General features: G+C 34.1%; 25 protein-coding genes and 1 pseudogene. 19 read left to right on the top strand and 7 right to left on the bottom strand.

The genetic code is table 11. The annotated features are described in order from the left end of the window. Positions 1-54 precede the first annotated feature (54 nt). Positions 55-249, bottom strand: coding sequence for a 30S ribosomal protein S21 (rpsU, locus tag F598_RS0106425; protein ID WP_003436964.1), 195 nt, complete (start codon positions 247-249; stop codon positions 55-57). Positions 250-456: 207 nt separating this feature from the next. Here rpsU and F598_RS0106420 point away from each other — a divergent pair, with 207 nt between their 5' ends. Then, positions 457-1,542 (top strand): acyloxyacyl hydrolase, encoded by a 1,086-nt coding sequence (locus tag F598_RS0106420; protein WP_019038207.1) that lies wholly within the window; start codon positions 457-459, stop codon positions 1,540-1,542. Between the two features lie 24 nt (positions 1,543-1,566). Here F598_RS0106420 and F598_RS0106415 read toward each other — a convergent pair whose 3' ends face one another. Then, a complete protein-coding gene (locus F598_RS0106415; protein ID WP_026302555.1) occupies positions 1,567-2,298 on the bottom strand; it encodes a biotin--[acetyl-CoA-carboxylase] ligase in 732 nt (243 codons plus the stop codon). Positions 2,299-2,386: 88 nt separating this feature from the next. Here F598_RS0106415 and rsfS point away from each other — a divergent pair, with 88 nt between their 5' ends. The 6 genes from rsfS (at position 2,387) to F598_RS0106385 (ending at position 7,299) form a co-directional block, all read left to right on the top strand. After that, positions 2,387-2,758, top strand: coding sequence for a ribosome silencing factor (rsfS, locus tag F598_RS0106410; RefSeq protein ID WP_019038205.1), 372 nt, complete (start codon positions 2,387-2,389; stop codon positions 2,756-2,758). Between the two features lie 17 nt (positions 2,759-2,775). Then, positions 2,776-4,824 carry an ATP-dependent zinc metalloprotease FtsH gene (gene ftsH, locus F598_RS0106405; protein ID WP_019038204.1) on the top strand — a complete coding sequence of 683 codons (2,049 nt, stop codon included), beginning with the start codon at positions 2,776-2,778 and terminating at the stop codon, positions 4,822-4,824. Between the two features lie 115 nt (positions 4,825-4,939). Beyond that, on the top strand, positions 4,940-5,545 hold the full coding sequence (locus tag F598_RS0106400) for an LUD domain-containing protein (RefSeq protein ID WP_026302554.1): 606 nt from the start codon (positions 4,940-4,942) through the stop codon (positions 5,543-5,545). A 3-nt stretch (positions 5,546-5,548) separates the two neighbouring features. Then, complete coding sequence (locus F598_RS0106395; RefSeq protein ID WP_019038202.1) at positions 5,549-6,349, top strand: phosphatidate cytidylyltransferase; 801 nt, start codon at positions 5,549-5,551, stop codon at positions 6,347-6,349. After that, positions 6,339-6,992 carry a phosphatidylserine decarboxylase family protein gene (locus F598_RS0106390; RefSeq protein ID WP_019038201.1) on the top strand — a complete coding sequence of 218 codons (654 nt, stop codon included), beginning with the start codon at positions 6,339-6,341 and terminating at the stop codon, positions 6,990-6,992. The genes F598_RS0106395 and F598_RS0106390 overlap by 11 nt, the downstream gene beginning before the upstream one ends. Before the next feature lies 1 nt (position 6,993). Then, positions 6,994-7,299, top strand: coding sequence for an acyl-CoA-binding protein (locus F598_RS0106385; RefSeq protein ID WP_019038200.1), 306 nt, complete (start codon positions 6,994-6,996; stop codon positions 7,297-7,299). Between the two features lie 86 nt (positions 7,300-7,385). Here F598_RS0106385 and F598_RS0106380 read toward each other — a convergent pair whose 3' ends face one another. Beyond that, positions 7,386-10,013, bottom strand: a complete 2,628-nt coding sequence (locus F598_RS0106380; RefSeq protein ID WP_019038199.1) for a valine--tRNA ligase — start codon at positions 10,011-10,013, stop codon at positions 7,386-7,388. A gap of 134 nt (positions 10,014-10,147) precedes the next feature. Between F598_RS0106380 and F598_RS0106375 the strand changes: the two genes are divergently transcribed. Continuing rightward, positions 10,148-10,522 (top strand): DUF1573 domain-containing protein, encoded by a 375-nt coding sequence (locus F598_RS0106375; RefSeq protein ID WP_019038198.1) that lies wholly within the window; start codon positions 10,148-10,150, stop codon positions 10,520-10,522. A 4-nt stretch (positions 10,523-10,526) separates the two neighbouring features. On the opposite strand, the gene F598_RS0106370 is transcribed toward F598_RS0106375, so the two are convergent. Further along, positions 10,527-11,852 (bottom strand): retropepsin-like aspartic protease, encoded by a 1,326-nt coding sequence (locus F598_RS0106370; protein ID WP_019038197.1) that lies wholly within the window; start codon positions 11,850-11,852, stop codon positions 10,527-10,529. A 135-nt stretch (positions 11,853-11,987) separates the two neighbouring features. Here F598_RS0106370 and F598_RS0106365 point away from each other — a divergent pair, with 135 nt between their 5' ends. The 7 genes from F598_RS0106365 (at position 11,988) to F598_RS0106335 (ending at position 17,043) form a co-directional block, all read left to right on the top strand. Next, positions 11,988-13,181, top strand: a complete 1,194-nt coding sequence (locus F598_RS0106365; protein WP_019038196.1) for a pyridoxal phosphate-dependent aminotransferase — start codon at positions 11,988-11,990, stop codon at positions 13,179-13,181. Beyond that, on the top strand, positions 13,182-14,195 hold the full coding sequence (gene murB / locus F598_RS0106360) for a UDP-N-acetylmuramate dehydrogenase (protein ID WP_019038195.1): 1,014 nt from the start codon (positions 13,182-13,184) through the stop codon (positions 14,193-14,195). It begins immediately after the preceding gene. Positions 14,196-14,258: 63 nt separating this feature from the next. After that, positions 14,259-14,468, top strand: a complete 210-nt coding sequence (locus tag F598_RS0106355) for a hypothetical protein (RefSeq protein ID WP_019038194.1) — start codon at positions 14,259-14,261, stop codon at positions 14,466-14,468. 50 nt (positions 14,469-14,518) lie between these two features. Further along, positions 14,519-15,619: a glycosyltransferase gene (locus tag F598_RS0106350; protein WP_019038193.1), complete on the top strand. Its 1,101-nt coding sequence runs from the start codon at positions 14,519-14,521 to the stop codon at positions 15,617-15,619. Then, positions 15,616-16,170 carry an RNA polymerase sigma factor gene (locus F598_RS0106345; protein ID WP_019038192.1) on the top strand — a complete coding sequence of 185 codons (555 nt, stop codon included), beginning with the start codon at positions 15,616-15,618 and terminating at the stop codon, positions 16,168-16,170. The genes F598_RS0106350 and F598_RS0106345 overlap by 4 nt, the downstream gene beginning before the upstream one ends. A 28-nt stretch (positions 16,171-16,198) precedes the next feature. Then, positions 16,199-16,582, top strand: a complete 384-nt coding sequence (locus tag F598_RS14465; RefSeq protein WP_019038191.1) for a DUF4174 domain-containing protein — start codon at positions 16,199-16,201, stop codon at positions 16,580-16,582. Between the two features lie 59 nt (positions 16,583-16,641). Beyond that, the gene (locus F598_RS0106335) at positions 16,642-17,043 is read left to right on the top strand and encodes a DUF4174 domain-containing protein (protein ID WP_019038190.1); all 402 of its coding nucleotides are present in this window, start codon (positions 16,642-16,644) and stop codon (positions 17,041-17,043) included. Here the strand turns inward: F598_RS0106335 and F598_RS0106330 are convergent. Together F598_RS0106330 and F598_RS0106325 are read right to left on the bottom strand one after the other, a co-directional pair. Next, a complete protein-coding gene (locus tag F598_RS0106330; RefSeq protein WP_019038189.1) occupies positions 17,040-17,990 on the bottom strand; it encodes a phosphoribosylaminoimidazolesuccinocarboxamide synthase in 951 nt (316 codons plus the stop codon). The genes F598_RS0106335 and F598_RS0106330 overlap by 4 nt on opposite strands. 3 nt (positions 17,991-17,993) lie before the next feature. Next, a complete protein-coding gene (locus tag F598_RS0106325; RefSeq protein WP_026302553.1) occupies positions 17,994-18,947 on the bottom strand; it encodes a PhoH family protein in 954 nt (317 codons plus the stop codon). A gap of 95 nt (positions 18,948-19,042) precedes the next feature. Here F598_RS0106325 and F598_RS0106320 point away from each other — a divergent pair, with 95 nt between their 5' ends. The 4 genes from F598_RS0106320 to gldG are packed head-to-tail and all read left to right on the top strand — an operon-like array spanning position 19,043 to position 22,571. Beyond that, complete coding sequence (locus F598_RS0106320; RefSeq protein ID WP_019038187.1) at positions 19,043-19,873, top strand: SAM hydrolase/SAM-dependent halogenase family protein; 831 nt, start codon at positions 19,043-19,045, stop codon at positions 19,871-19,873. A gap of 1 nt (position 19,874) precedes the next feature. After that, entirely contained in the window at positions 19,875-20,171 is a 297-nt protein-coding gene (locus F598_RS0106315; RefSeq protein WP_019038186.1) for a putative quinol monooxygenase, read from the top strand. A 1-nt stretch (position 20,172) separates the two neighbouring features. Beyond that, entirely contained in the window at positions 20,173-20,904 is a 732-nt protein-coding gene (gene gldF, locus F598_RS0106310) for a gliding motility-associated ABC transporter permease subunit GldF (protein ID WP_019038185.1), read from the top strand. Next, positions 20,901-22,571 carry a gliding motility-associated ABC transporter substrate-binding protein GldG gene (gene gldG, locus F598_RS0106305; RefSeq protein WP_019038184.1) on the top strand — a complete coding sequence of 557 codons (1,671 nt, stop codon included), beginning with the start codon at positions 20,901-20,903 and terminating at the stop codon, positions 22,569-22,571. Before gldF ends, gldG begins: the two co-directional genes overlap by 4 nt. On the opposite strand, the pseudogene F598_RS15810 reads toward gldG, so the two are convergent. Beyond that, positions 22,568-22,801: pseudogene (locus tag F598_RS15810) on the bottom strand (DUF5652 family protein). The gene gldG and the pseudogene F598_RS15810 overlap by 4 nt on opposite strands. Positions 22,802-22,864 lie beyond the last annotated feature (63 nt).

Raw genomic sequence — 22,864 nt, 5'->3', positions numbered from 1 at the left:
AAAATACCCTGTGATAATTCATCACAGGGTTATATATAAAATAAAAAAATCTAATTACATGTTATCCTTCTCTCTCAAGGACTGGATGTATTGTGCTTTTTTAAGATTTTGTCTTTTTTCGACAGATTTTTTCGTGAATTGTTTTTTGTCACGAAGGGTTTGAAGAACTTTAGTATCTCTAAACTTACGCTTTAAACGTTTTAGAGCTCTTTCAATTTTCTCACCATCTTTTACTTTAACTACTAACATATAATGATTAATTATTTACTGTTGACTTAAAATTTTGGAATTGCAAATATACACATTTCAATTATAATTTATAAAATAGTTTTATTTTTTTCTGTATTAATTTTTCAACTTCGAATTTAGGGCTAAGCATGACGATATGTATAATTATAATGGCTTAGCAATATCTAAGAATCTTAACCTTATATTTATGCTTAGATTATGATAATTATGAAAAAACTTATTTGTGCAGTAATCATTTCATTACTTAGTTTTAACTCTTTGGCTCAGGTAGAGCCTAAGAACACCAAAACAAGTCTTGGAGTTAATTTTGATTATGGTTATATTTTAAAACACTCCGAGAATCTCAGAGCTTTTGATGATGCCTTTCCTATTGGTATAGGTTTAGAATGGGGTAAGATGCTGCTATCTAAAAGTGCCTGGGAGTTTTGTAATTGTATTCCTAAAGTCGGAGCTGAAATCGCTTTCTGGCGTTGGGATAATCCTGAGATACTTGGCAATGGTTTACTTGCAATGGGCTTTGTAGAACCTTACTTCAGGACTCACAAAAGGCTTAATTTAAAATTCAGAGCTGGATTAGGTGGAGCCTACCTAAGCAATCCTTATGACGTGGAGAACAATCCCGATAATCTTTCCTATAGTACCGACCTAAGCTTTGCAATTATGGTTGGGATGGGTTTAAATTACCGGCTTACAGAGCAATTGGATGTTGGTATGCTCATAAAATACAATCACACTTCCAACGGAGGAGTAAAGTCGCCCAATAAAGGTTTGAATTTTCCTTCACTCAACTTGAGTCTGAACAAAAGCCTTGAAGCTGTAGAGTATCCAGATTTCCAAAAAATAGAAAACCGGCAGCCTCCTGAAACAAAGTCCAGGATAAGTTTAGCTTATTTTTCAAGCTGGAATGATATTGATCTTGAACAACAGGAAACCTTTTACGTTTTTGGAGTGTCAGGACAATATAGTAGATGGATTGGTAAAAGAAGTGCCCTGTCTTTGGGTACAGAATTAATTCTGGACTACGCCAGACGTGAAAATATTCGGCTTAATGGATTAGATAACAATTTTATTCAGGCTGCAGGACTCTTGGGTCATGAGTTTTGGCTTGGAAAGGTGACTTTTAGTCAGCAGTTTGGAATTTACTACTATAAAGACTTTAACGTGAGAAACGATATTTATCAACGCTATGGGATTACCTATAATTTTACAAAACACCTGTTTGCAGGAGTCAATCTAAAAGCTCATGGACATGTTGCCGATTTCTTTGACTTAAGAATTGGATATACATTTTAGAATCCATTCCCTATATTCATGCTTTTAGTAAATCATCTTGATTTCTTTGATATCAAAATTCGCTACACGGTCATTATCAAATTCTACTATCAATTTGCCATACTCATCGACACCCCTCAGAAGTCCTTGAAGTAATTGACCATTTGGAAATTGAAACATGCTTACAGCCTTGTATTTGAAAAGTCGCTTATAGTAGTCTTTAATCACATCGGAGTAGCTCAATGTATTAAATTGATTTGGAATACTTTCCATTTCTATTAAAATTTCATTTAGCAGTTCATCTAAATTAAAGCTTGCATTCATAATTGATTTTAAAGATGATGCTTTAGGAACCTCAGGAAAGTAGGTTTGATTTACATTTAATCCAATTCCTATTATACTGGCTCCATCTTTATTTTGGGTCATCATATTTTCAATAAGAATCCCTCCTATTTTATATTGACGTGACAGGATGTCGTTTGGCCATTTAATGGAAAGTTTAGGAATGTCATGCCTTTCTAGCACTTTTGTAAGTGCTAAAGCAACAAGCGCACTCAACTTAAATGTGTTTTGGTGTATGTTACGAATGCCAGGGAGATACACGCTAAATGTTAAGTTTTTTCCAGCTTCGGTAGACCAGATCGTGCCTCTTTGGCCTTTACCAGTGGTTTGGTGAAAGGCACTTATACAGTACATTTTTTTCTCAGAATGAGTTTTAATATATTCTTTTAAAAATGCATTAGTAGAACTTATGGCATCAACTTTGACTACTATCATATAATGATTAGATATCGAATAATCTTTTGTTAACTGGCGCAAAAAAAGGGATTAATAACCTATTTTTGCGTTAAAATTAAAATTTTTAATGAGTACAAAAAAAGAGCAAGTAGATAAACTTATTACACATATAATTCAAGGTATTGAAGAAGTAAAAGGGAATCAAATTGATATTATAGATTTAAGAGAGATAGACAATACCGTTTGTGATTATTTTATTGTATGTTCCGGAAATTCAAATACACAGGTTGATGCTATAGAAAGCTCAGTTAGAAAGAGCGTAAGTAAAGCACTGCAAGATAAACCATGGCACGTAGAAGGACTTGAAAATTCTCAATGGGTGCTTATGGACTACGTTGATGTAGTGGTACACATCTTTCAAAACCAAACAAGAGAGTATTACGATATAGAAAGTTTGTGGGGTGATGCTAAAATAACCTCTATCGAGTCGAATTACTAAATTAAGAGATAAAGAGAATGGCTAATAAATCAGCACAGAAAAAAAATACTAATAAAGATCCTAAGAAACCTAAATTTAATTCTTACTGGATTTACATTGGTATCATTGCAATATTTTTAGGAGTACAATTTTTTGGCGGAAGTGGTTTTAGTGATCCAGAAAAAACAAGTCCTGCACAATTTGAAAAATTTCTTAGAAACGGAGATGTAGAAAAAGTGAATATCATTAAAAATTCGCGTGTTGCAGAGATATTCCTTACTACCGAAGCAAAATCCAAACCAGAACACAAAGGCACCAATAAAGACCAGGTCTTTGCCTCATCTGGAAGTCCAGATTATTCTTTCGAATTTGGTGATTTACAAAATTTTGAAAACACCATAGATAAGATTAAAAAAGAGCAAAATATTTCGACTAGCGTTTACTATGAAACTAGGTCTAATTATTTTAGTGAAATTTTAATCGGCTTACTCCCAATTATCCTAATTGTAGGTATTTGGATTTTTATCATGAGGAGAATGAGTAAAGGCGGTGGCGGTGGACCTGGAGGTCAAATCTTCAATATAGGAAAATCCAAGGCTAAGCTTTTTGATGAGAAAAAAGACATAAAAACATCCTTTAAAGACGTTGCTGGATTAGAAGGAGCTAAAGATGAAGTTCAGGAAATAGTAGATTTCTTGAAACATCCAGATAAATATACCAACTTAGGAGGTAAAATTCCAAAAGGAGCATTACTAGTAGGTCCTCCAGGAACAGGTAAAACATTATTAGCTAAGGCTGTAGCAGGTGAAGCTGGAGTTCCTTTCTTTTCTCTGTCGGGATCTGATTTTGTTGAAATGTTTGTAGGAGTTGGTGCATCCAGAGTAAGAGACTTGTTTAAACAAGCCAAGGAAAAATCTCCTTCCATCATTTTCATTGATGAAATAGACGCTATTGGTCGATCTAGAGGTAAAGGAAATATGTCTGGATCCAATGACGAGCGAGAAAACACTCTCAACCAACTTCTTACTGAGATGGATGGTTTTGGAACAAATACAAATGTGATTGTGATTGCAGCTACCAACCGAGCTGATGTTCTCGACAAAGCTTTGATGAGGGCTGGTAGATTTGATAGACAAATTTATGTGGATTTACCTGATGTAAGGGAAAGAGAAGAAATATTTGAAGTTCACTTAAAACCTCTCAAAAAGGTAGCTGACGAACTAGATACTTCATTTTTAGCTAAACAAACACCTGGATTTTCTGGTGCGGATATTGCCAACTTATGTAATGAAGCGGCATTAATAGCAGCGAGAAATGATAGCAAAGCAGTGGGTAAGCAAGACTTCTTAGATGCAGTTGATAGAATTGTTGGAGGACTTGAAAAGAAAAATAAAATCATGTCTGTGGAAGAGAAAAAAGCTATTGCTTTTCATGAAGCAGGTCATGCTACTGTGAGCTGGATGTTGGAATATGCGGCGCCACTTGTAAAGGTTACCATAGTACCGAGGGGTCAATCTCTCGGAGCTGCTTGGTATTTACCGGAAGAACGTCAAATTGTAAGAACTGAGCAAATTCTGGATGAAATGTGCGCAACTATGGGTGGGCGAGCTGCAGAAAAAGTCATTTTTGGTAAAATTTCTACTGGTGCGCTAAGTGATTTAGAGAAAGTTACAAAACAGGCCAAAGCCATTGTAACTATTTATGGCTTGAATGATAAAATTGGTAATTTGACTTATTATGATTCTTCTGGTCAGTCTGAATATAATTTCACTAAACCCTATAGTGATAAGACCTCAGAATTGATAGACGAAGAAATTTCAAAAATAATTGAAGAACAGTATCAAAGAGCAATTAAAATTCTTGAAGAGAATAAGGATAAATTAACTGAATTAGCTGAATTGCTACTAGAAAAAGAAGTCATCTTTAAGGATAATCTTGTGGAGATTTTTGGTGAAAGGCCTTTTAAAAAGCCTGAAATGATTAATGCATATCAAGGAAAAAAGGCTAAATCTAAAGAAAATGGTAACACAGGTGATTCAGAAAATAATGAAGAAAAAGAAGATAATACAGTAGAGAGTAGTTCTTAAATTATTTCCTTAAGTTATTAATTAAAGTTTAAAAGCCTGAATTTGACATTTTCAACTTCAGGTTTTTTTTATATTTGAATTGAATGTATATTTGGATAAATATTATGCAATTTTTATGAACTTCATAAAACGTCTTTTAGGGCTCGAATCTAATAATGAAGTTACGGATGAGAATGGAAATGAAATTGGCAAATTTATGCCAAAGCCAGAAATTCCAACCGATGAAGAGTTTATGCATAATTTTAAAAGTAACGGAGGCAAGTTTTTGTATTGTGAAGATGAAAATGAAATGCGATTAAATTTCTCCGAAATATTAAAAGAAAATGGTTGGGAGACCTGCGAAGTCTATTGTAGCAAAGATCAATTAAGTAAAGAATTTGATCATACAAAGCTCAAATTTAATAAAAATCTGAAGGCCTGTTTCTTTTTGTCTGATTGTGAGTTTTTAATTTCTAATACTGGCGCTATACTAGTGAGTTCTAGTCAGATGGGAGATAAAAAACTTGCTGACCTACCCCTAAACTTTATAATTGTTGCTAAAACTAGTCAACTTATCAAAACAATTGGTGAAGGCTTACAAAAAATCAATAGCAGACAGAATAGAAATCTTCCCACTAATATTACTACAATTAAAACTTTCGATAAAAATCAAGATTCTGATTTCATGTCTTACGGAAGTACCCCAAAAAATTTATATTTGCTCCTGTTAGAAGATTTATAGCGAATGTCTGAAATTCTTAAAAGGAGCATTACTGGTGCCTTATATATTGCCGTCATAGTATCCACTGCATTTTTAAGCCATTATTTGCTTTTGTTGTTTTTTACTTTGGTAGGTTTTATCTGTTTAAAAGAATTTCAATCCCTTTTAGATTTTAGGAATATCATCTCTTACATTTCACTTGTAGTATTGCTTTATTATTTCAATTTCACAGAAGTATATATGCCTTTACTTCTCACCTACATGGCAATGACTCTTGTGGTAAAGTTTTTTTTATTGAGAGATTTGTATACACTTAATGACATACCAATATTTGATGGTAGAAAGCACCTATTGACTTTATTCTATATAGTCCCTTCCATCATTTTTTTAACGATGATTCCTGTGTTCAAAACAGATTATGAATACGTTCTTATCGGGACTTTTGTATTGATCTGGACAAATGATTCTTTCGCTTACTTAGTGGGCAAAAACTTCGGAAAGAATAAACTGTTTGAAAGAATTTCACCTAAAAAAACAATAGAAGGATTTATTGGCGGTGCAGTCGCTTCTGTAGTTGTAAGTTATTTTATATTCATGTACGTTGGATTGTTGCCTTGGTGGGCCTGGATAGTACTTGCCGTTATCGTTAGTATATTTGGAACGCTCGGCGATTTAGTGCAATCCAAATTCAAAAGAAAAGCAGACGTAAAAGACAGTGGTAAAATTATGCCTGGACACGGTGGCATTTTTGACCGAATGGATAGTATGCTTTTTTCTAGTACATTTGTTTTCATTTTCATCATATTAATAGACTATGTTTCATAAAGAAGGTCACAAAATATTGGCGATAAGCCTTATCTCCTTAATAATTATTAACCTGTTATCCAATTTTATTTTTAACAAGCAGTGGATCATCACACTCGTATTTGCTTTGACCTTTATACTGTTTATTCTTATCGCTCAATTTTTTAGAAACCCAAAACGAGTCATCAACAAAAATGAAGATCATATTCTTGCTCCTGTTGATGGAAAAGTGGTTGCTATCGAAAAGGTATTTGAGCCCGAGTTTGTGAATGAAGAACGTATACAAGTGTCTATTTTTATGTCACCACTTAATGTCCATGTCACAAGATATCCTATTGGAGGCAAAATCCTTTATAGCAAATATCATCCTGGTAAATTTCTTGTCGCCTGGCACCCAAAATCTAGTGAAGAAAATGAAAGAACAACGGTAGTTGTCGATTCTAAAAAATTCGGCCAGGTTCTTTTTAGACAAATTGCAGGAGCGGTAGCTCGACGAATAGTTAATTATGCCAAAGACACTGATTATGCTACACAGGGAAATGATTCTGGATTTATTAAATTTGGTTCCAGAGTTGACCTATTCTTACCAGTAGATGCCAATATATCTGTAAAAATTAATGATAAAGTAAAGGGAGGCCAGTCTATTATTTCTAAAATGGCTTAACATGGATTTCAATGACTATTCAGATATTGCCCTAGAAGACTTATTTCAATTAGCTTATAAAAAAGTGAGTGAAACGAAGAAGAAATTCCCTCAAGATGTTTTGCTTTATTTTTATGCCTACTATAAGCATGCTAAAGATGATTCTGAATTAAATGCTTCTCAAAATCCAATTGATGAAGAACGATTGATAAGTGCTTTTAAAGCAAATGCGATGTTCCAGGTTAAAAAATTTTCTGAAAGAGAATCAAAAATTAATTACATCAAACTTGCAATGAAATATTTAGGTGATGAATTTAAGTTGAAATAGGTTCAAAAAGGTTTACGATAGTGATATTTAAAAAAGCTCCTTATAATTGAAGTATAAGGAGCTTTTTTAATTGACCTTTTATGAGATTAGAGATTTTCTAGACTCTTACTTATCGTTTCAATTTGAGCTAAAGCGTCCTCTTTCTTTTGCTTTTCAATTGCAACCACTTTTTCTGGAGCGTTTGAAACAAATCTCTCATTTGAAAGCTTTTTTTCCACAGACTTTAAAAATCCCTTATAATAATTTAGCTCCTCTTTTAGTTTTTCCTTTTCAGCTTCTACATCGATGGCTCCGTCAACCGGAATAAAATATTCGTTGGATTTCACCCTAAAAGTAAGGCTACCTTCCATTCCAGCATCAGAATAAGTAAGATCTTGGATATTACCCATTTTTGAGATGATAGAATCCATTGTTCTGTTTGCAGATTCATTGTTAATAACAACCAAATCAATCTTATTTTTAAAGGAAATATTTTTCTCCTTTCTTATAGTTCTAATGCCAGAAATGACTTCAGAAGCAAAGGTAAATTCGGAGATAATTTGTTTATCGAAAGAATGAAGTTTTGGCCACTTAGAAACAGTAAGCGCGTCTTCTGGCTTTCTTTTTTGAATTTGATGCCAGATTTCTTCTGTTACGAATGGCATAAAAGGGTGTAAAATTTTGAGATTATCTTCAAATAAAGAGATAGCAGCGCTTAAAGTGCTTTTATCTATAGGCTGCTCATAACCAGGTTTTATAATTTCCAAAAACCAAGAGCAAAAGTCATCCCAAACTAATTTATAACTGGTCATGAGAGCATCAGAAATCCTGTATTTGCTATAATGATCTTCTAGCTCTACGAGCTTTTCCTGAAATACTGAACTATACCAATCTATAGCTTTCTTAGAAGATTCGGGTTGGAGCAAATTTTCATCTACAGTCCAAGAGGTAATCAGCCTGTAAGCGTTCCAGATTTTATTACTAAAGCCTTTACCTTGCTGGCAAAGTGCTTCATCAAAGAGTAAATCATTACCCGCTGCATTGCTTAAAAGTAATCCTACTCTCACTCCATCGGCACTGTAATTCTCTATCAACTCCAAAGCATCTGGAGAATTTCCCAGAGATTTCGACATTTTTTGTCTTTTCTTATCTCTCACTAAGCCAGTGAGATAAACATTTTCAAATGGTTTTTTATCTGTGTACTCATAGCCTGCCATGATCATTCGAGCTACCCAAAAAAATAAAATATCTGGACCTGTTACCAGATCATTGGTAGGGTAATAATACTTAAATTCTTCATTTTCAGGATGTCTTATGCCATCAAAAACACTCATAGGCCAAAGCCAAGAAGAGAACCAGGTATCTAGTACATCTTCATCTTGCTTTAAATCTTCTAAGCTGATGGACTTCTCAGATTTTTGTTTTGCTTTTACTAAAGCTTCTTCTTTGGTTTTTGCAATCACATAATCGTCTTCGCCATCGCCAAAGTAATAAGCAGGAATTTGGTGCCCCCACCATAATTGCCTAGAAATATTCCAGTCTCGAATATTCTCCATCCAATTTCTATAAGTATTTTCAAATTTTTTGGGGTGTAATTTTATATCATCTGATTTCAAAACTGCTTCTATAGCTGGCTTAGCTAAATCTTTCATCTTTAAGAACCACTGGTCAGATAATCTTGGCTCTATAACCGCTTTAGTACGTTCTGATGTTCCTACTTTGTTGGTATAGTCTTCAACTTTGATGACAAAGTTTTTTTCCTCAAGTTCAGTTACAAAATTTTTTCTAGCTTCAAACCTATCTTGTCCTTCATAATGCAAACCAAAACTATTGAGTGTTGCATCGGGGTTAAAAATATCAAACACCTCTAGTTTATGTTTTTCTCCTAAGGTTTTATCATTTTCGTCATGGGCGGGGGTTACTTTCAAGCAGCCTGTTCCAAATTCCATTTCTACGTATTCATCCTCAATAATAGGAATGATTCTCCCTACAATAGGTACGATTGCCTTTTTGCCTTTAAGATGAGTGAAGCGCTCATCCTTAGGATTGATACATATTGCAGAATCTCCAAATATGGTTTCGGGCCTCGTTGTAGCAATAGTTAATTTCTCATCAGAATTTTCTAGTGGGTAAGAAATAAAGTATAATTTGCCTTGTTTTTCTTCGTAAATCACTTCTTCATCAGACAGAGTGGTTTGGGCTTCAGGATCCCAATTCACCATGCGATAGCCTCTGTAAATCAATCCTTTATTATAAAGATTTATAAAAGAATCTATCACAGATTCATACATGTCATCGTCAAGGGTAAATTTAGTTCTTTGCCAATCACAAGAAGCACCCAATTTTTTAAGTTGGTTTAAAATTTTACCACCATATTCATTAGTCCACTCCCAGGCATGTGATAAGAACTGGTCTCGGGTAAGATCTGACTTTGAAATCCCTTCAGTTTTAAGTTTAGCAACCACTTTCGCCTCAGTGGCAATCGAAGCGTGATCTGTACCAGGCACCCAACAGGCATTTTTACCAAGCAGTCTAGCTCGACGAACCAGAACATCTTGAATCGTATTATTAAGCATATGTCCCATATGTAAAACTCCAGTGACATTTGGAGGTGGAATAACAATGGAATAAGGCTCTCTTTCATCTACTTCAGAATGAAAAAAATTGTGCTCGTCCCAATAAGAATACCACTTTTGTTCAGATTCTTTCGAATTATATTCTACTTTACTTGACATGCTTAAATTTATTTAAGTGGCGAAATTACTCATTAGCGCTTAAACTAGAAAGACTAAAATCTGTAAATCTATTTTTAATATTATGTTTTATAATTCTTGCTTATATTTACTAATCAGAACTTAACCAACTATATATGAAAACTTTTTACTATCTCTTATTAATTTTAACTCCTCTTATAAATTATTCGCAAACTCAGGATGGCTTGAGTTTTCAAGCTACAACTCATGATTTCGGAACCCTTATGAAGGGATCTGAAGCAAAAGCTAAATTCAAATTTTTAAATTCATCTTCAAAAACTATTGAAATATTAAAAATACACGGTGAAAATCATTGCTTAAAGATTGATACTTCAAGCTTAAAAGCCTATGCCCCCAATGAAAAAGGAGTAATTATAGCAGAATATGATACTAATTGCACTGGACCTATACGAAAAACCTTGAGTGTTTTTACTTCTTTGAAGGATAATACAACAACTTTAAAACTTATTGGTGAAGTAAGAAGCGAATGATTATTTAGTTTAAACGTGATGATAAATAAATTTTTCTTTTCAATATTAATTTACCACGCTTTAATTGAATTATTACCTTTTCTCCTTCATCTCCACTCAATAAGTCATTAATTTCCTTTAGATTCATTCTCTCTACAGGCTTGCCATCAAATCTCAAAATCCTGTCTCCTTTTCTGATGTCTACCTTTGATGCAGGGGAGTCAGGGCGAATATAGGCGACCTGTAATATTTGATATTTCTCATATCGAATTTCAAAAGTTTTTGAATCATCTGATCCAAATCCGTAATTTGGTTTTTCATCAAAGGTTGCAAATATTTTTTTTTTAACAGTTTTAATTTCCTCCCCGGCATAGGTCAAAATCAATCCGCTTCTGTCGTAATTAAAATTACTGTTGAATTGACCATTAGGTTTGAAATATAATTTCCTTTCTTTATAATTAAAGAACCAAACAAAGCGTTTCAGGACCTCACTTCCCATTATACCATTTTTATATAAATCTGCAGTAAATAGCTCTGCAGAGGTTGAATCTATATAAGCCACTCTTGGTTTCTTAAGGTCATACTGACCAACACTTATTGTTTTGGCTTTAGACCTTTTTCCTTTCACTACTTGTTCTAAACCATAGCCTACAAAATCGACAAAGGACTCTTTAGGTGCAGTTATATTTTTACCTTCAAAAATCCAAAAGGCATCACTAGATCCCGTATCGACCAGAAAAACGAGATCTTTCTGCGTCCCATCTAATAGCTTAGCAGATAAATTAATGTTTGGTTTTTTTCGAATCAATCTAAAATCTATTTCATCAAAGGTGTTGAGTTTTCTATTGAATTTTTCATGTTGATAAAATCTGAGGTTCTTTCTCGTATAATTTAATCTAATTATAAAATTTTTAAATAGCTCATAACCAATAATACCCTGAACATTTAAGCCAAGTTTACTCGATAGGTCAAATCTTGGATCTGTGATATAATAAACTTCTTGATTATTACCATAGATGGGCCCAAAATCAATTGTATTTTCAGTGGACTTATAGGCTTTAACAGGTTCTGCACTCCCTAAACTTCTCAATTGAATAAATTCTGTAGTTTCCAAAAAGGTAGAGTCCTTGACATTTCCAAAAACCTTGGTTTTATTAACCCCTGTATCCACTAGGAAATTTATAAGTTTTCCATTGAGAGTAGCCGACAGAATAATTAAGTTGTTGAGAGACTTAAAATTAAGTGTTACCGCTCTTTTATTAGGATCTTTGAATTTGAACTCATCCTGAGAGAATACACTATTTACTATAGCAAACGTAAATACTAAAACAAATAATTTAGCTCTAATCATACTATATAAATATAATATGAAATAACAATTTAAGACTAAATTTATGAAGTATTTAGTCTAATTTTAGATGCTTTTTGGGGCTTGTGAATCTTGCAGTTAGTATTTAAATTCACCACATTTGTAAAAAATTTTATTATGCCGAAATTATCGTTTAAAGGGCTAGAAATGCCAGAATCTCCAATTAGAAAACTGGCACCTTTTGCTGATAAAGCCAAAGAGGAGGGAAAAAAAATATATTTTTTAAATATAGGACAGCCAGATATTGCAACACCTCAGGTTGCTTTAGATGCGGTTAAAAATAACGACCTTGACATTTTATCATATAGCCCGTCTTCTGGGTTCGATTCTTACAAGAAAAAATTGGCTAAATACTACATCAGTAATGGAATCGATGTCGAGCCAAGCGATCTGATAGTCACAACAGGGGGTTCTGAAGCTTTGCTCTTCACCATGGGTAGCATTACAGACCCTGGCGATGAAGTTATCATACCAGAGCCATTTTACGCCAATTATAATGGATTTGCAGTGGCTTCTGGAGTCACAGTGAAACCAGTTGAATCTCATTTCGAAAATAACTTTGCTTTGCCACCTATTGATGAATTTGAAGCCCAGATTACAGAGAGAACCAAAGCAATTATAGTTTGTAATCCTGGTAATCCAACTGGGTATCTTTATACAAAAGATGAAATTCAAAAACTGGCAGATTTAGCCTTAAAACACGATTTGTTTTTAGTTGCCGATGAAGTTTACAGAGAGTTTGTTTATGACGGTGTTGAGCATCATTCTATCATGAGTCTACCAGAACTAAAAGATCATGCTATCATGGTTGACTCTGTTTCCAAAAGGTATAGCATGTGTGGAGCAAGAATAGGTTGTATGGTCTCAAGAAATAAAGAATTGATGACCACAGCGTTAAAGTTTGCTCAGGCAAGATTGAGCCCACCAACATTTGCTCAAATTGCAAGTGAAGCCGCATTGGAAACTAAAAAAGACTATTTTTTAGAGGTTAATAAAGAGTATACCGACAGAAGAGACACGCTTATTGAAGCTTTAGAGGATATCGATGGTGTAAAAGTTGCTAAGCCTAAAGGAGCCTTTTACTGCGTCGCTGAGCTACCTGTAGAGGACACAGAAGATTTTGCTAAATGGATGCTTTCAGAATTTGATGTCAATGGCGAAACCGTTATGGTTGCTCCAGCATCGGGCTTCTATTCCACACCAGGGACAGGGCTTAATCAAATTAGAATTGCTTACGTTTTAGAAAAGCAAAACTTATTAAAAGCGGTTGCAATCCTAAAAATGGCGCTTCAAACCTACACCAATAGATAAATGAAGCTTGAAAAAGATATTTCTTTAAAGCCTTACAATACTTTTGGAGTTGATGTCAAAGCTCATCAATTTATTTCTGTAAGAAATGAAGAAGAGCTTGAAGGGATATTGAAACGTTTCTATGCTTCAGAGCTTTTTGTTTTGGGTGGAGGTAGCAATATGTTACTCACCCAAAACATCTCAAAAACGGTGCTTCATATCAATTTAAAAGGTATTGAGGTACTTGAGGAAACTGGCAATTATGTTATTGTGAAAGCTGCAGCAGGTGAAAATTGGCACGAATTTGTTTTATTTTGTTTGGAAAATAATTATGGTGGCTTAGAAAATTTGTCTCTTATTCCAGGTAATGTAGGCACCTCGCCCATTCAAAATATTGGTGCTTACGGAGTAGAGCTAAAGGATGTTATGGAATATTGTGAAACCATCAACCGTCAAACCTTATCAAAAAAAACCTTTTATACTAAAGACTGTCAATTTGGATATAGGGATTCTATTTTTAAATCGAAGTTTAAAAATCAATTTATCATCACTAGTGTTACCTTCAAGTTATCTAAAAATCAACACAAGCTGCATTTAGACTATGGATCTATTCAAAAAGAATTAGAAGCAAATTCGATAGATTCGCCAACAATTCAAGATGTATCCAAGGCAGTTATTTCCATCAGAGAATCGAAATTGCCAAACCCCAAAGACATAGGAAACAGTGGTAGTTTTTTTAAGAACCCTGTCGTATCTCATTCAGTTTTAGAAACGCTTCAGAACGATTTTCCGAACCTACCCTACTATAAAATTGATGACAATAGTGTGAAACTACCTGCTGGTTGGCTTATAGAACGCACTGGTTTAAAAGGTTATCGAGACGGAGATGCTGGAGTACACAAACAACAAGCTTTGGTTTTAGTCAATTACGGCAAGGCCAGTGGAAAAGACATCAAGGATTTGGCAGAGCATATTAGAAAGGCAGTTAAAGCAAAATTCAATATTGAGTTAGAGACAGAAGTCAACATATTTTAAGTGTTGTTTTTTCTTTTTCGTTAAAAACAAGTTTATAAAATTGACTTTTATTAAATTTGCATTATGAAATTACTACTTATATCAATAGCACTTTTAGGTTTAGCAGTAGCAGGAATTGCTATCAAAATCTGGGGAAAGAAGGATGGTAAATTTGCAGGGACTTGTGCCAGTCAAAGCCCTTTCTTAAATAAAGAAGGAGAGTCATGCAGCTATTGTGGCAAAACGCCAGATGAGCAAACGGACTGCAGCGGATCGGCTAGAATCAAATCATAAACAAGGTTTCAACTATTATAGCCATGTATTAATAACTTAATTTTAGATGCTTGGTTGTTGTTTTGATCTTATTTATTGTCTCAACTGTTGCTATACTTTTCCAGCAGTTTAGAATTTACTACCCATTAAGAAAGCAATTTAACAAGGCTGCCAATAATCAAGTAGACATCAATCCTGTTAGCGTCATTATTTGCGCCAGAAATGAAGCAAAGTCTATTGCTTCAAATCTAAAGTTAATTCTAAATCAGGAATACCCCTCTTTTGAAGTTATTGTAGTTGACGATTGTTCTGAAGATAATACGGTTTTGGAGGTGCAGAGACTCCAAAAATTGTATTCAAACTTAAAGCTAGTTCAACTTACATCTAAGCCTTCCAACTCTAAAAGAAATGCATTAAAAAATGGTGTTCTGGCCTCAAAAAATGAGACGATTTTACTAACTGATGCAGACTGTCGGCCCGTTTCTAAATACTGGATTCAGGGAATGACTGCTGAAATTTCAGAATCATCAAATTGCGTTTTAGGATATTCACCTTACACTGAATATCCTACATTTTTAAACTCAGTTATCCAATTTGAGACTCTGCAAACCGCAAGTCTTTACATGTCACAGGCGGTCCAGGGTAACGCTTATATGAGTGTAGGACGCAATGTTCTATATTCTAAATCTCTTTTCTTAATTTCTGAAAATTTTGAAAACGAAAAACATTTAACATCTGGAGATGATGACTTGCTTATACAAAATATTAAGGATAAGAAGCAAATCACTGTTTCCTTAGCTGCAGAGACGTTTATTGAAAGTCAGCCTAAAACCAATTTCACTGCCTGGTGGAAACAAAAACTCAGACATTATTCTAGTGCTGATTATTATTCGCTTTCAAATAAACTATTTCTTGGAGTATTCCACGGATGCCAAGGCTTGTTTTGGCTAAGTTTTACAGTCTTAATGTTTAGTGAGTACATGCCATTATCCTTAATTATAGTAAGTAGCACGCTATTGTTAAAGTCTGTGTTGATGAAGTATTTATTTAGAATTTTCAAAATTTCAAATCGATATCTATGGCTTTGGCCTATCTTAGAAATATGTTTAATGCTTTTACAGCTTGGTCTTGGTATTAACGGTCGGTTTAAAAAACATAATTCGTGGCAATGACACAAAACATTAAAGAACTTATCAATAAAGCTAAGCAGGATGATCAAAAAGCATTTAAGGATTTATTAAATCACTTTTGGGAAGAAGTTTATAAGTTTCAACTAAAAAGGACAAGTGACGCTTATGAAGCTGAAGAAGTAACAGTTCAAACCTTTGCTAGAGCTTTTGATAAAATAGATACTTATGAGGATAGTTATAAATTTAAAACATGGCTAATCACCATCTCCAAAAATATCCATATCGACCTTACGAGAAAGCAAAAACTTAAAACATCAGAAATTAACGACAGAAAGGTTTCACAAATTGCGGATGCAGAGCCTACCGTGGAAGATAAAATTATTAAGGAGCAAAATCTGAGTAGTCTTCTTTCTAAAATCAAACAACTTCAGCCCCATTACAGAGAAGTGATCGAATTGCGTTTTTTTAAAGAAATGAGTTATAAGGAAATAGCTGCACGAACAGACCAACCGCTCACTAATGTTAAAGTGAGATTATTAAGGGCAAAAAAACTTCTAGCTGAAATCATAAACGAAAATAAAAACACATTGTAATTTATTATATTTATGTAAATCTTTAATTATGAAATTAGCCTTTCTCGGACTTGCTATTAGCCTATCCACTCTACTTCAAGTTTATATCGACAGGCGTATTATAATCATTTCTGGTTCGGAAGAAAACTCTGAATTTCAAAATTATTTGAATTGGATAGACCGTAATTCGATGCAAATAGAAAAGAGAAGAACTGCTGTTTATAGTTTGATAGACGGAGAGGTCACTGCGATATTAAACACTAGTGAACAGACCGATAAATTTTTAGAAAGAAATAAAAATAATTACACCCAAACAGCAGATCCAAAAGCTTACTTAATTGATTTAAACGGAAGTCTTTTGAGGCAGTATAACAATGTATTTCAACTTCGGAATTTGTTTGGAACTATAGACGGTAGTCAGATGCGCTATTAGAAGTTTATTTGAATTAAACTCAAAAGTTTTAAATCTATTGATCTTCTAAATTTAATACCATGAAACTGATATTGACCATATTTCTTTTTAGCCTTATGAATTTAACCCAAGGATTTAATGATAAAAGAATTATAGTTATCTCATCAACTGAGATCAATTCCGCTGTAAAAGAGCAAATAGACCGATTAAAGAAAGAATCACTTCAGCTTGAAGAAAGAAAGCTGGCGATATTTACCTTAATTGATAGTGAAGTCACTCCTATTTTTAATGCCAATAAAGCGAGTAAAGCTTTTGTGGAAAAAAACAAAAGCAGGTATAATTCAAGTTTATCTTTCGAAATGTATCTAGTGGGTTTGGATCAAGGGGTAAAAAGAACATTTAAAGAACTTGTTCTCCCAATTCAAATTTTTGAAATAATTGATAGCATGCCCATGCGGCGCGCAGAAATGAATAAAAACTAAACCCCTAAGTAGTTATTAACATTTTTAAGAATCCTTTCTTCTATGTTGTTTATCTCTGCTTTAATGAATGTTTTACCTGTAATTTTTTCGTAAAGTTCAATATACCTCTGACTTATGGATTCCACTACCTCAGGAGTAAGTTCAGGAATTTGCTGACCTTCTTTACCTTGAAAACCATGATCCATCAACCATTCTCTTACAAATTCCTTAGAGAGTTGTTTTTGCTTTTCACCTTTTGCCTGCCTTTCTTCATAGCCCTCTTTATAAAAATAGCGTGAAGAATCGGGAGTGTGAATTTCATCTATCACAACAATTTTACCTTCTGGTGTTTTCCCAAATTCATATTTTGTATCAACCAGCAAAAGCCCTCTCGACTCAGCCAGGTCTGCTCCTCTTTGAAAGAGTTTGAGCGCATAATCTTCTAAAACCTTATAATCCTCGGTGCTTACTATTCCTTGACTTAAAATTTCTTCTCTGGAAATATCTTGATCATGTTCTCCTTGATCGGCCTTAGTTGTTGGTGTGATGATAGGCTTAGAAAACTTTTGATTCAATTTCAAACCCTCTTCAAACTCAACTCCACAAAGCTCACGCTTACCGTCAAAATATTCTCTAGCGGCATGACCCACCAGGTAATTTCTTACCACCATTTCAACCTTAAAAGGCTCACATTTCACTCCAACACTTACGTTGGGGTCTGGAGTGGCTTCCAACCAATTAGGAACTATATCTTTTGTCGCCTCCAGCATATCTGAAGCAATTTCATTTAAAATTTGACCTTTAAAGGGAATACCTTGAGGTAAAACCACATCGAATGCACTAAGTCGATCTGTAGCTACAATAATTAACTTCTGATTGGAAAGCGTATAGACTTCCCTCACTTTACCTTTATAATATTCGGTTTGTTTTGGAAACTGAAAACGAGTAGATAGTAAGGTTGTACTCATAGTTTATTCTGGATTTTCAATGGCTTTGTACGCAGAAATTACTTTTTTGACGAGTCGGTGACGTATTACATCTTTATCATCTAGATAAATCATTCCGATACCTTTTACATCTTTAAGCACTAGAAGCGCCTCTTTAAGTCCTGAAATAGCGCGTTTTGGTAAATCGACCTGCCCTGGATCACCTGTAATCATGAATTTAGCGTTTTTACCCATTCTCGTCAAAAACATTTTCATTTGCGGGTGAGTCGTATTTTGGGCCTCATCTAAAATCACAAAGGCATTATCTAATGTTCTTCCTCTCATAAAAGCCATTGGGGCTATTTGTATAGTTCCTTTCTCAATATAGCTTTCAAGCTTTTCTGGAGCAATCATATCTCTTAAAGCATCATATAAAGGTTGCATATAAGGATCTAATTTCTCTCTGAGATCTCCAGGTAGAAATCCAAGGTTTTCTCCTGCTTCCACCGCTGGGCGGGTTAATATAATTCGTCTTACTTGTTTATTTTTTAAAGCCTGTACAGCTAGGGCCACACCGGTGTATGTCTTACCTGTACCAGCGGGTCCAATAGCAAATACCATATCATTAGTATTCATCAAGTCAACCAGCTTTCTTTGGTTCGCGGTTTGGGCTTTAATAAGCCTACCTCCTACCCCATGAACTAATACAGCACCAGATGCTATGGGAGCATCATAATCTGCTTTGGATTGACTGGTTAAGATGCGCTCTATGGCATTTTCATCTAAAGAATTGAATTTTGAAAAATGGTCCATGAGCATTTGAAAGCGCTGCTCAAATTCTTCTAATCGCTCATCATCTCCAAAAACTTTTATTTTATTACCTCTCGCAACAAGTTTTAACTGTGGATAGTATTTTTTTATCAATTCAATATTCACATTATGATGTCCAAAAAATTCTCTTGGATTAATTTCTGAGAGTTCTAAAATAAGTTCATTCAAAAGCAGCAATTTTTAGTTTAAAATAATAAATTCGCATAGCAAATTTACGCATTTTTTTGACGAAAATGAGCTCTCAATTATTAACTGTCTATTAAATGCCTACAATAACTCTTACAACAGATTTTGGACTTAAGGATCACTCTGTAGCTGCTGTAAAAGGCGCTTTACTCTGCGAGCTTGATAATGTGAACATCCTTGATATTTCACATGAAATTTCTCCGTTTAATTACACAGAAGCGGCATATATTATCAAGAATGCATATCATAACTTCCCTAAGAATTCAATTCATATTATTGGAGTGGATTCAGAACTAACTCCAGAAAACAAGCATCTGGCAATATATCTGGATGGTCATTATTTTATTTGTGCGGATAATGGTATTTTGTCGCTTCTAGCTTCTGAAATAAAACCAGATAAAATCGTTGAAATCAATATTCATGATAATTACGAAAGAAAATCTAAAATTCTGAATGTCTTCATAAGTGTTGCTGCACATATTTATCGAGGCGGAGATTTAGATGTCATAGGAAAGCCTGTTTCCAAGATCAATGAACTCACCCACGTGAAGCCAACTGTGAATCAACAAGAAGATCAAATTATCGGGCATATCATCTATATAGACAACTTTGGTAATGTTGTATCCAACATCAGTCGGTCCTTTTTTAAGACAATGGCTAAAGGACGTGATGCTATCATAACGGCTAGATCCACAAAATTCAACAGTGTGTATTCTAGTTATTCTGAGGCCATTAATTTTGAAGTCCCTAAAGAACAAAGGGAGATGGAAGGAAAAAAAATCGCATTATTTAATTCATCAGATTTTTTGGAACTTGCAATTTACAAAAGCAACCCCATGAGCGTTGGATGTGCATCAAGCTTATTTGGTATAAAATATTTAGATACCCTTACCGTTAAATTTTTGTAGTATGTTAATTAGAATAGTCAAGATGAAATTTGAAATTAAGGCTGTAGATGCTTTTCTTGAATTATTTGATGAGAATAAAGAAAAAATTAGGGGTTTTGAGGGTTGTAAACATCTTGAACTCTATAGAGATCAAAAGGATAGGACTTTGTTTTTTACATATAGTTATTGGGCTTCAGAATCTCATCTAAACAGTTACAGACATTCAGCTTTATTTGCTGAAGTATGGAAAGCTACGAAAAAAGGCTTCTCGCATAAGCCAGAAGCTTGGAGTCTCGATCAACTTATAGAACTCAACTAATATGCTAGCCATTTTCTCTAAAGAGTTCAATAGTTTTTTTTCGTCGGCAATAGGATTAATAGTTGTATCACTCTTTCTGATTGCCGTAGGAAGTTTAGTATGGGTTATCCCGGGAGGATTCAATATTTTCGACTATGGCTACGTCAACCTTATCCCGTTTTTTGAAGTATTACCTTTGATTTTTGCGTTTTTGATTCCTGCAGTCTGTATGCGAAGCTTTTCTGAAGAAAAGAAACAAGGTACATTGGAACTCTTACTCACAAAACCTTTAAGCATACCACAACTGGTTTTTGGCAAATTCTTAGGCTGTTTATTATTGAGTATAATTGCGGTCTTACCAAGCCTTTTTTACTTGATAAGTTTGTCTTCACTTGCTAATGAGAATGTAATGGTAGATTATGGAGTCATTTTCAGTTCGTATCTAGGAACTTTCTTGCTTTTATCATGTTATACATCTGTTGGAATTTATGCTTCATCGCTAAGTAGCAATCAAATTGTAGCATTTATTATAGGAACTATGATAAGTTTATTCCTTTTTTACGGCTGGGATAGCTTAAGCTCTATTAGTTTAGGCAATTCACAACTCTACGCTCTAGATTACCTGGGAATTCGTTATCATTTTAAAAGTATATCTAGAGGAGTGTTAGACACCAGAGATGTGATCTACTTCATTAGTGTTACGATTCTATTTTTATCGCTTACGCGTTTTCAACTCAAAACGCATTCAGCATGAAAAAAAATCAGATCAAAAACTTAGCAGGCGTTATCATTCTATTAATTATAGTCAATGTACTAGCCTCTGTTTTTTTTACACGTATCGATTTCACTTCAGACCAAAGATATACGTTATCAAAATCGACTTTAGAATTAATAGATACTTTAGAAAACCCGCTTTTGATACAGGTTTTTTTGTCTGGTGATTTGCCTTCGGAGTTTAAACGGCTTCAAACAGAAACTCGATACATATTGGAAGAACTCCAAGCTTATAATTCCTATATTAAATTTGAATTTAAAAATCCATTAGAATCTGATGAAGATGCCATGAGCATTGCCAATCGCTTCTACGAAAACGGTATGTCACCGGAATCTCTCAACATAAGAGAAAACGGAAAACTGACGGAGCGCCTCATTTTTCCATGGGCCGTTGCTCAATTTAAAAATCAAAGCGTATCCATTCCTTTATTGCAGAAAACCCTTTCTGATGGTAATTCCGAATTGATACAAAAATCTGTTGAAAGCTTAGAATACGGATTTGTAAATGCGGTCACCAAATTAACAAGAAAAAGAAGTAAAAAAATAGCGATCATAAAAGGTCAGGGGGAATTAGGTGACAAGTATTTGTCCGATTTCCTTAAAACTCTAAAACAATATTACCTCATCGCTCCTTTTACATTAGATTCTGTGGAGCATAATCCACAACGAACGCTTAAGCTTCTAAAAACATATGATCTAATCATAGATGCCAAGGCTACTGAAGCCTTTAGTGATGAAAAACTGTATGCTATCGACCAATACATAATGGATGGTGGAAAAGCTCTATGGCTTACAGAACACGTTAAGATAGAAAAAGATAGTTTGTATCGTGAAAGCAAGTCTACTTTAGCTTTACCAAGAAACCTCAATTTATATTCTCTTTTTTTCAATTATGGTGTAAGAATTAACCCTCAACTTGTTAATGATTTGTATTCTGCTCCTATTGTACTAGCCTCAGGTCGAGGTAACTCTACTCAATTATCTAGATTTCCATGGTTTTATGATCCACTAGGAAATGTAGGGCATAAACACCCGATAACGAGTCAGATTAACCAAGTTAAATTTGAATTTGCTAATCCGATCGATACTTTGAAAACCGATCTGGAGCAGACTGTACTTTTACAGAGCTCTGAGTTATCCAGAAAAGTTGGAGTTCCATCAGAAATCAGCTTAAAAACTATAACCGAGGAACCTAACCCTCAACTATACAGAAATGGTAATTTTCCACTGGCTGTATTGACTGAAGGAAAATTCAAATCTGCTTTTTCGGGTAAAATTAAACCATTTAATGTAGAGAATCCTCTAGATGAAAGCCTGGAAACTCAACAAGTCTTTATTGCCGATGGAGATCTTATAAAAAATCAAATCCAATCTGGAAAACCATTAGAATTAGGTTTTGATCGTTATACCGGTCTAACTTATGGAAATAAGACCTTTTTGCTTAATACAGTGAATTACCTTTTGGGGGACCAAGATTTGGTTCGTACCAGAAGCAAGTCTATTCAGTTGAATACTATGGACCTTGAAAAATTAAAAAGTGAAAAAATAACCTGGCAAATTTTCAACCTCTTGGTTCCAGTCCTCTTTATCTTGTTGTTTGTCGGTCTTTATCAGTTATGGCGAAAGAAGACTTATTCTCGTAATTAGCGAATATACATGTCTTTATTTCTATAAATTATTAAGTAAATAACAGTTAAAATTCCTAGTGAATTAATCAAAGCCAAAAAAACAATTCAACCAATCTGGTTTCTTCTTGCCGTTTGCCAAAGGGTAATCATTCTTAAAATAGAGTCGATAACAACAAATACAAGAATCATCCCCAATAAAAAAGAATATTGTTCTAAAATTGATTCGAAATCTGTAATTAAATAGCTCATAACATGATAATTAGCCCTTTAATTTAGAATAAAAATGAAAAGAAAAAAAATCAAAACAATAAA

It is taken from the genome of Psychroflexus tropicus DSM 15496 (genome assembly GCF_000378765.1).
Classification (GTDB): Bacteria; Bacteroidota; Bacteroidia; order Flavobacteriales; family Flavobacteriaceae; genus Psychroflexus; species Psychroflexus tropicus.
Note: the sequence above shows the minus strand (reverse complement) of the source record. Positions and strands in the feature narration are given on the sequence as shown.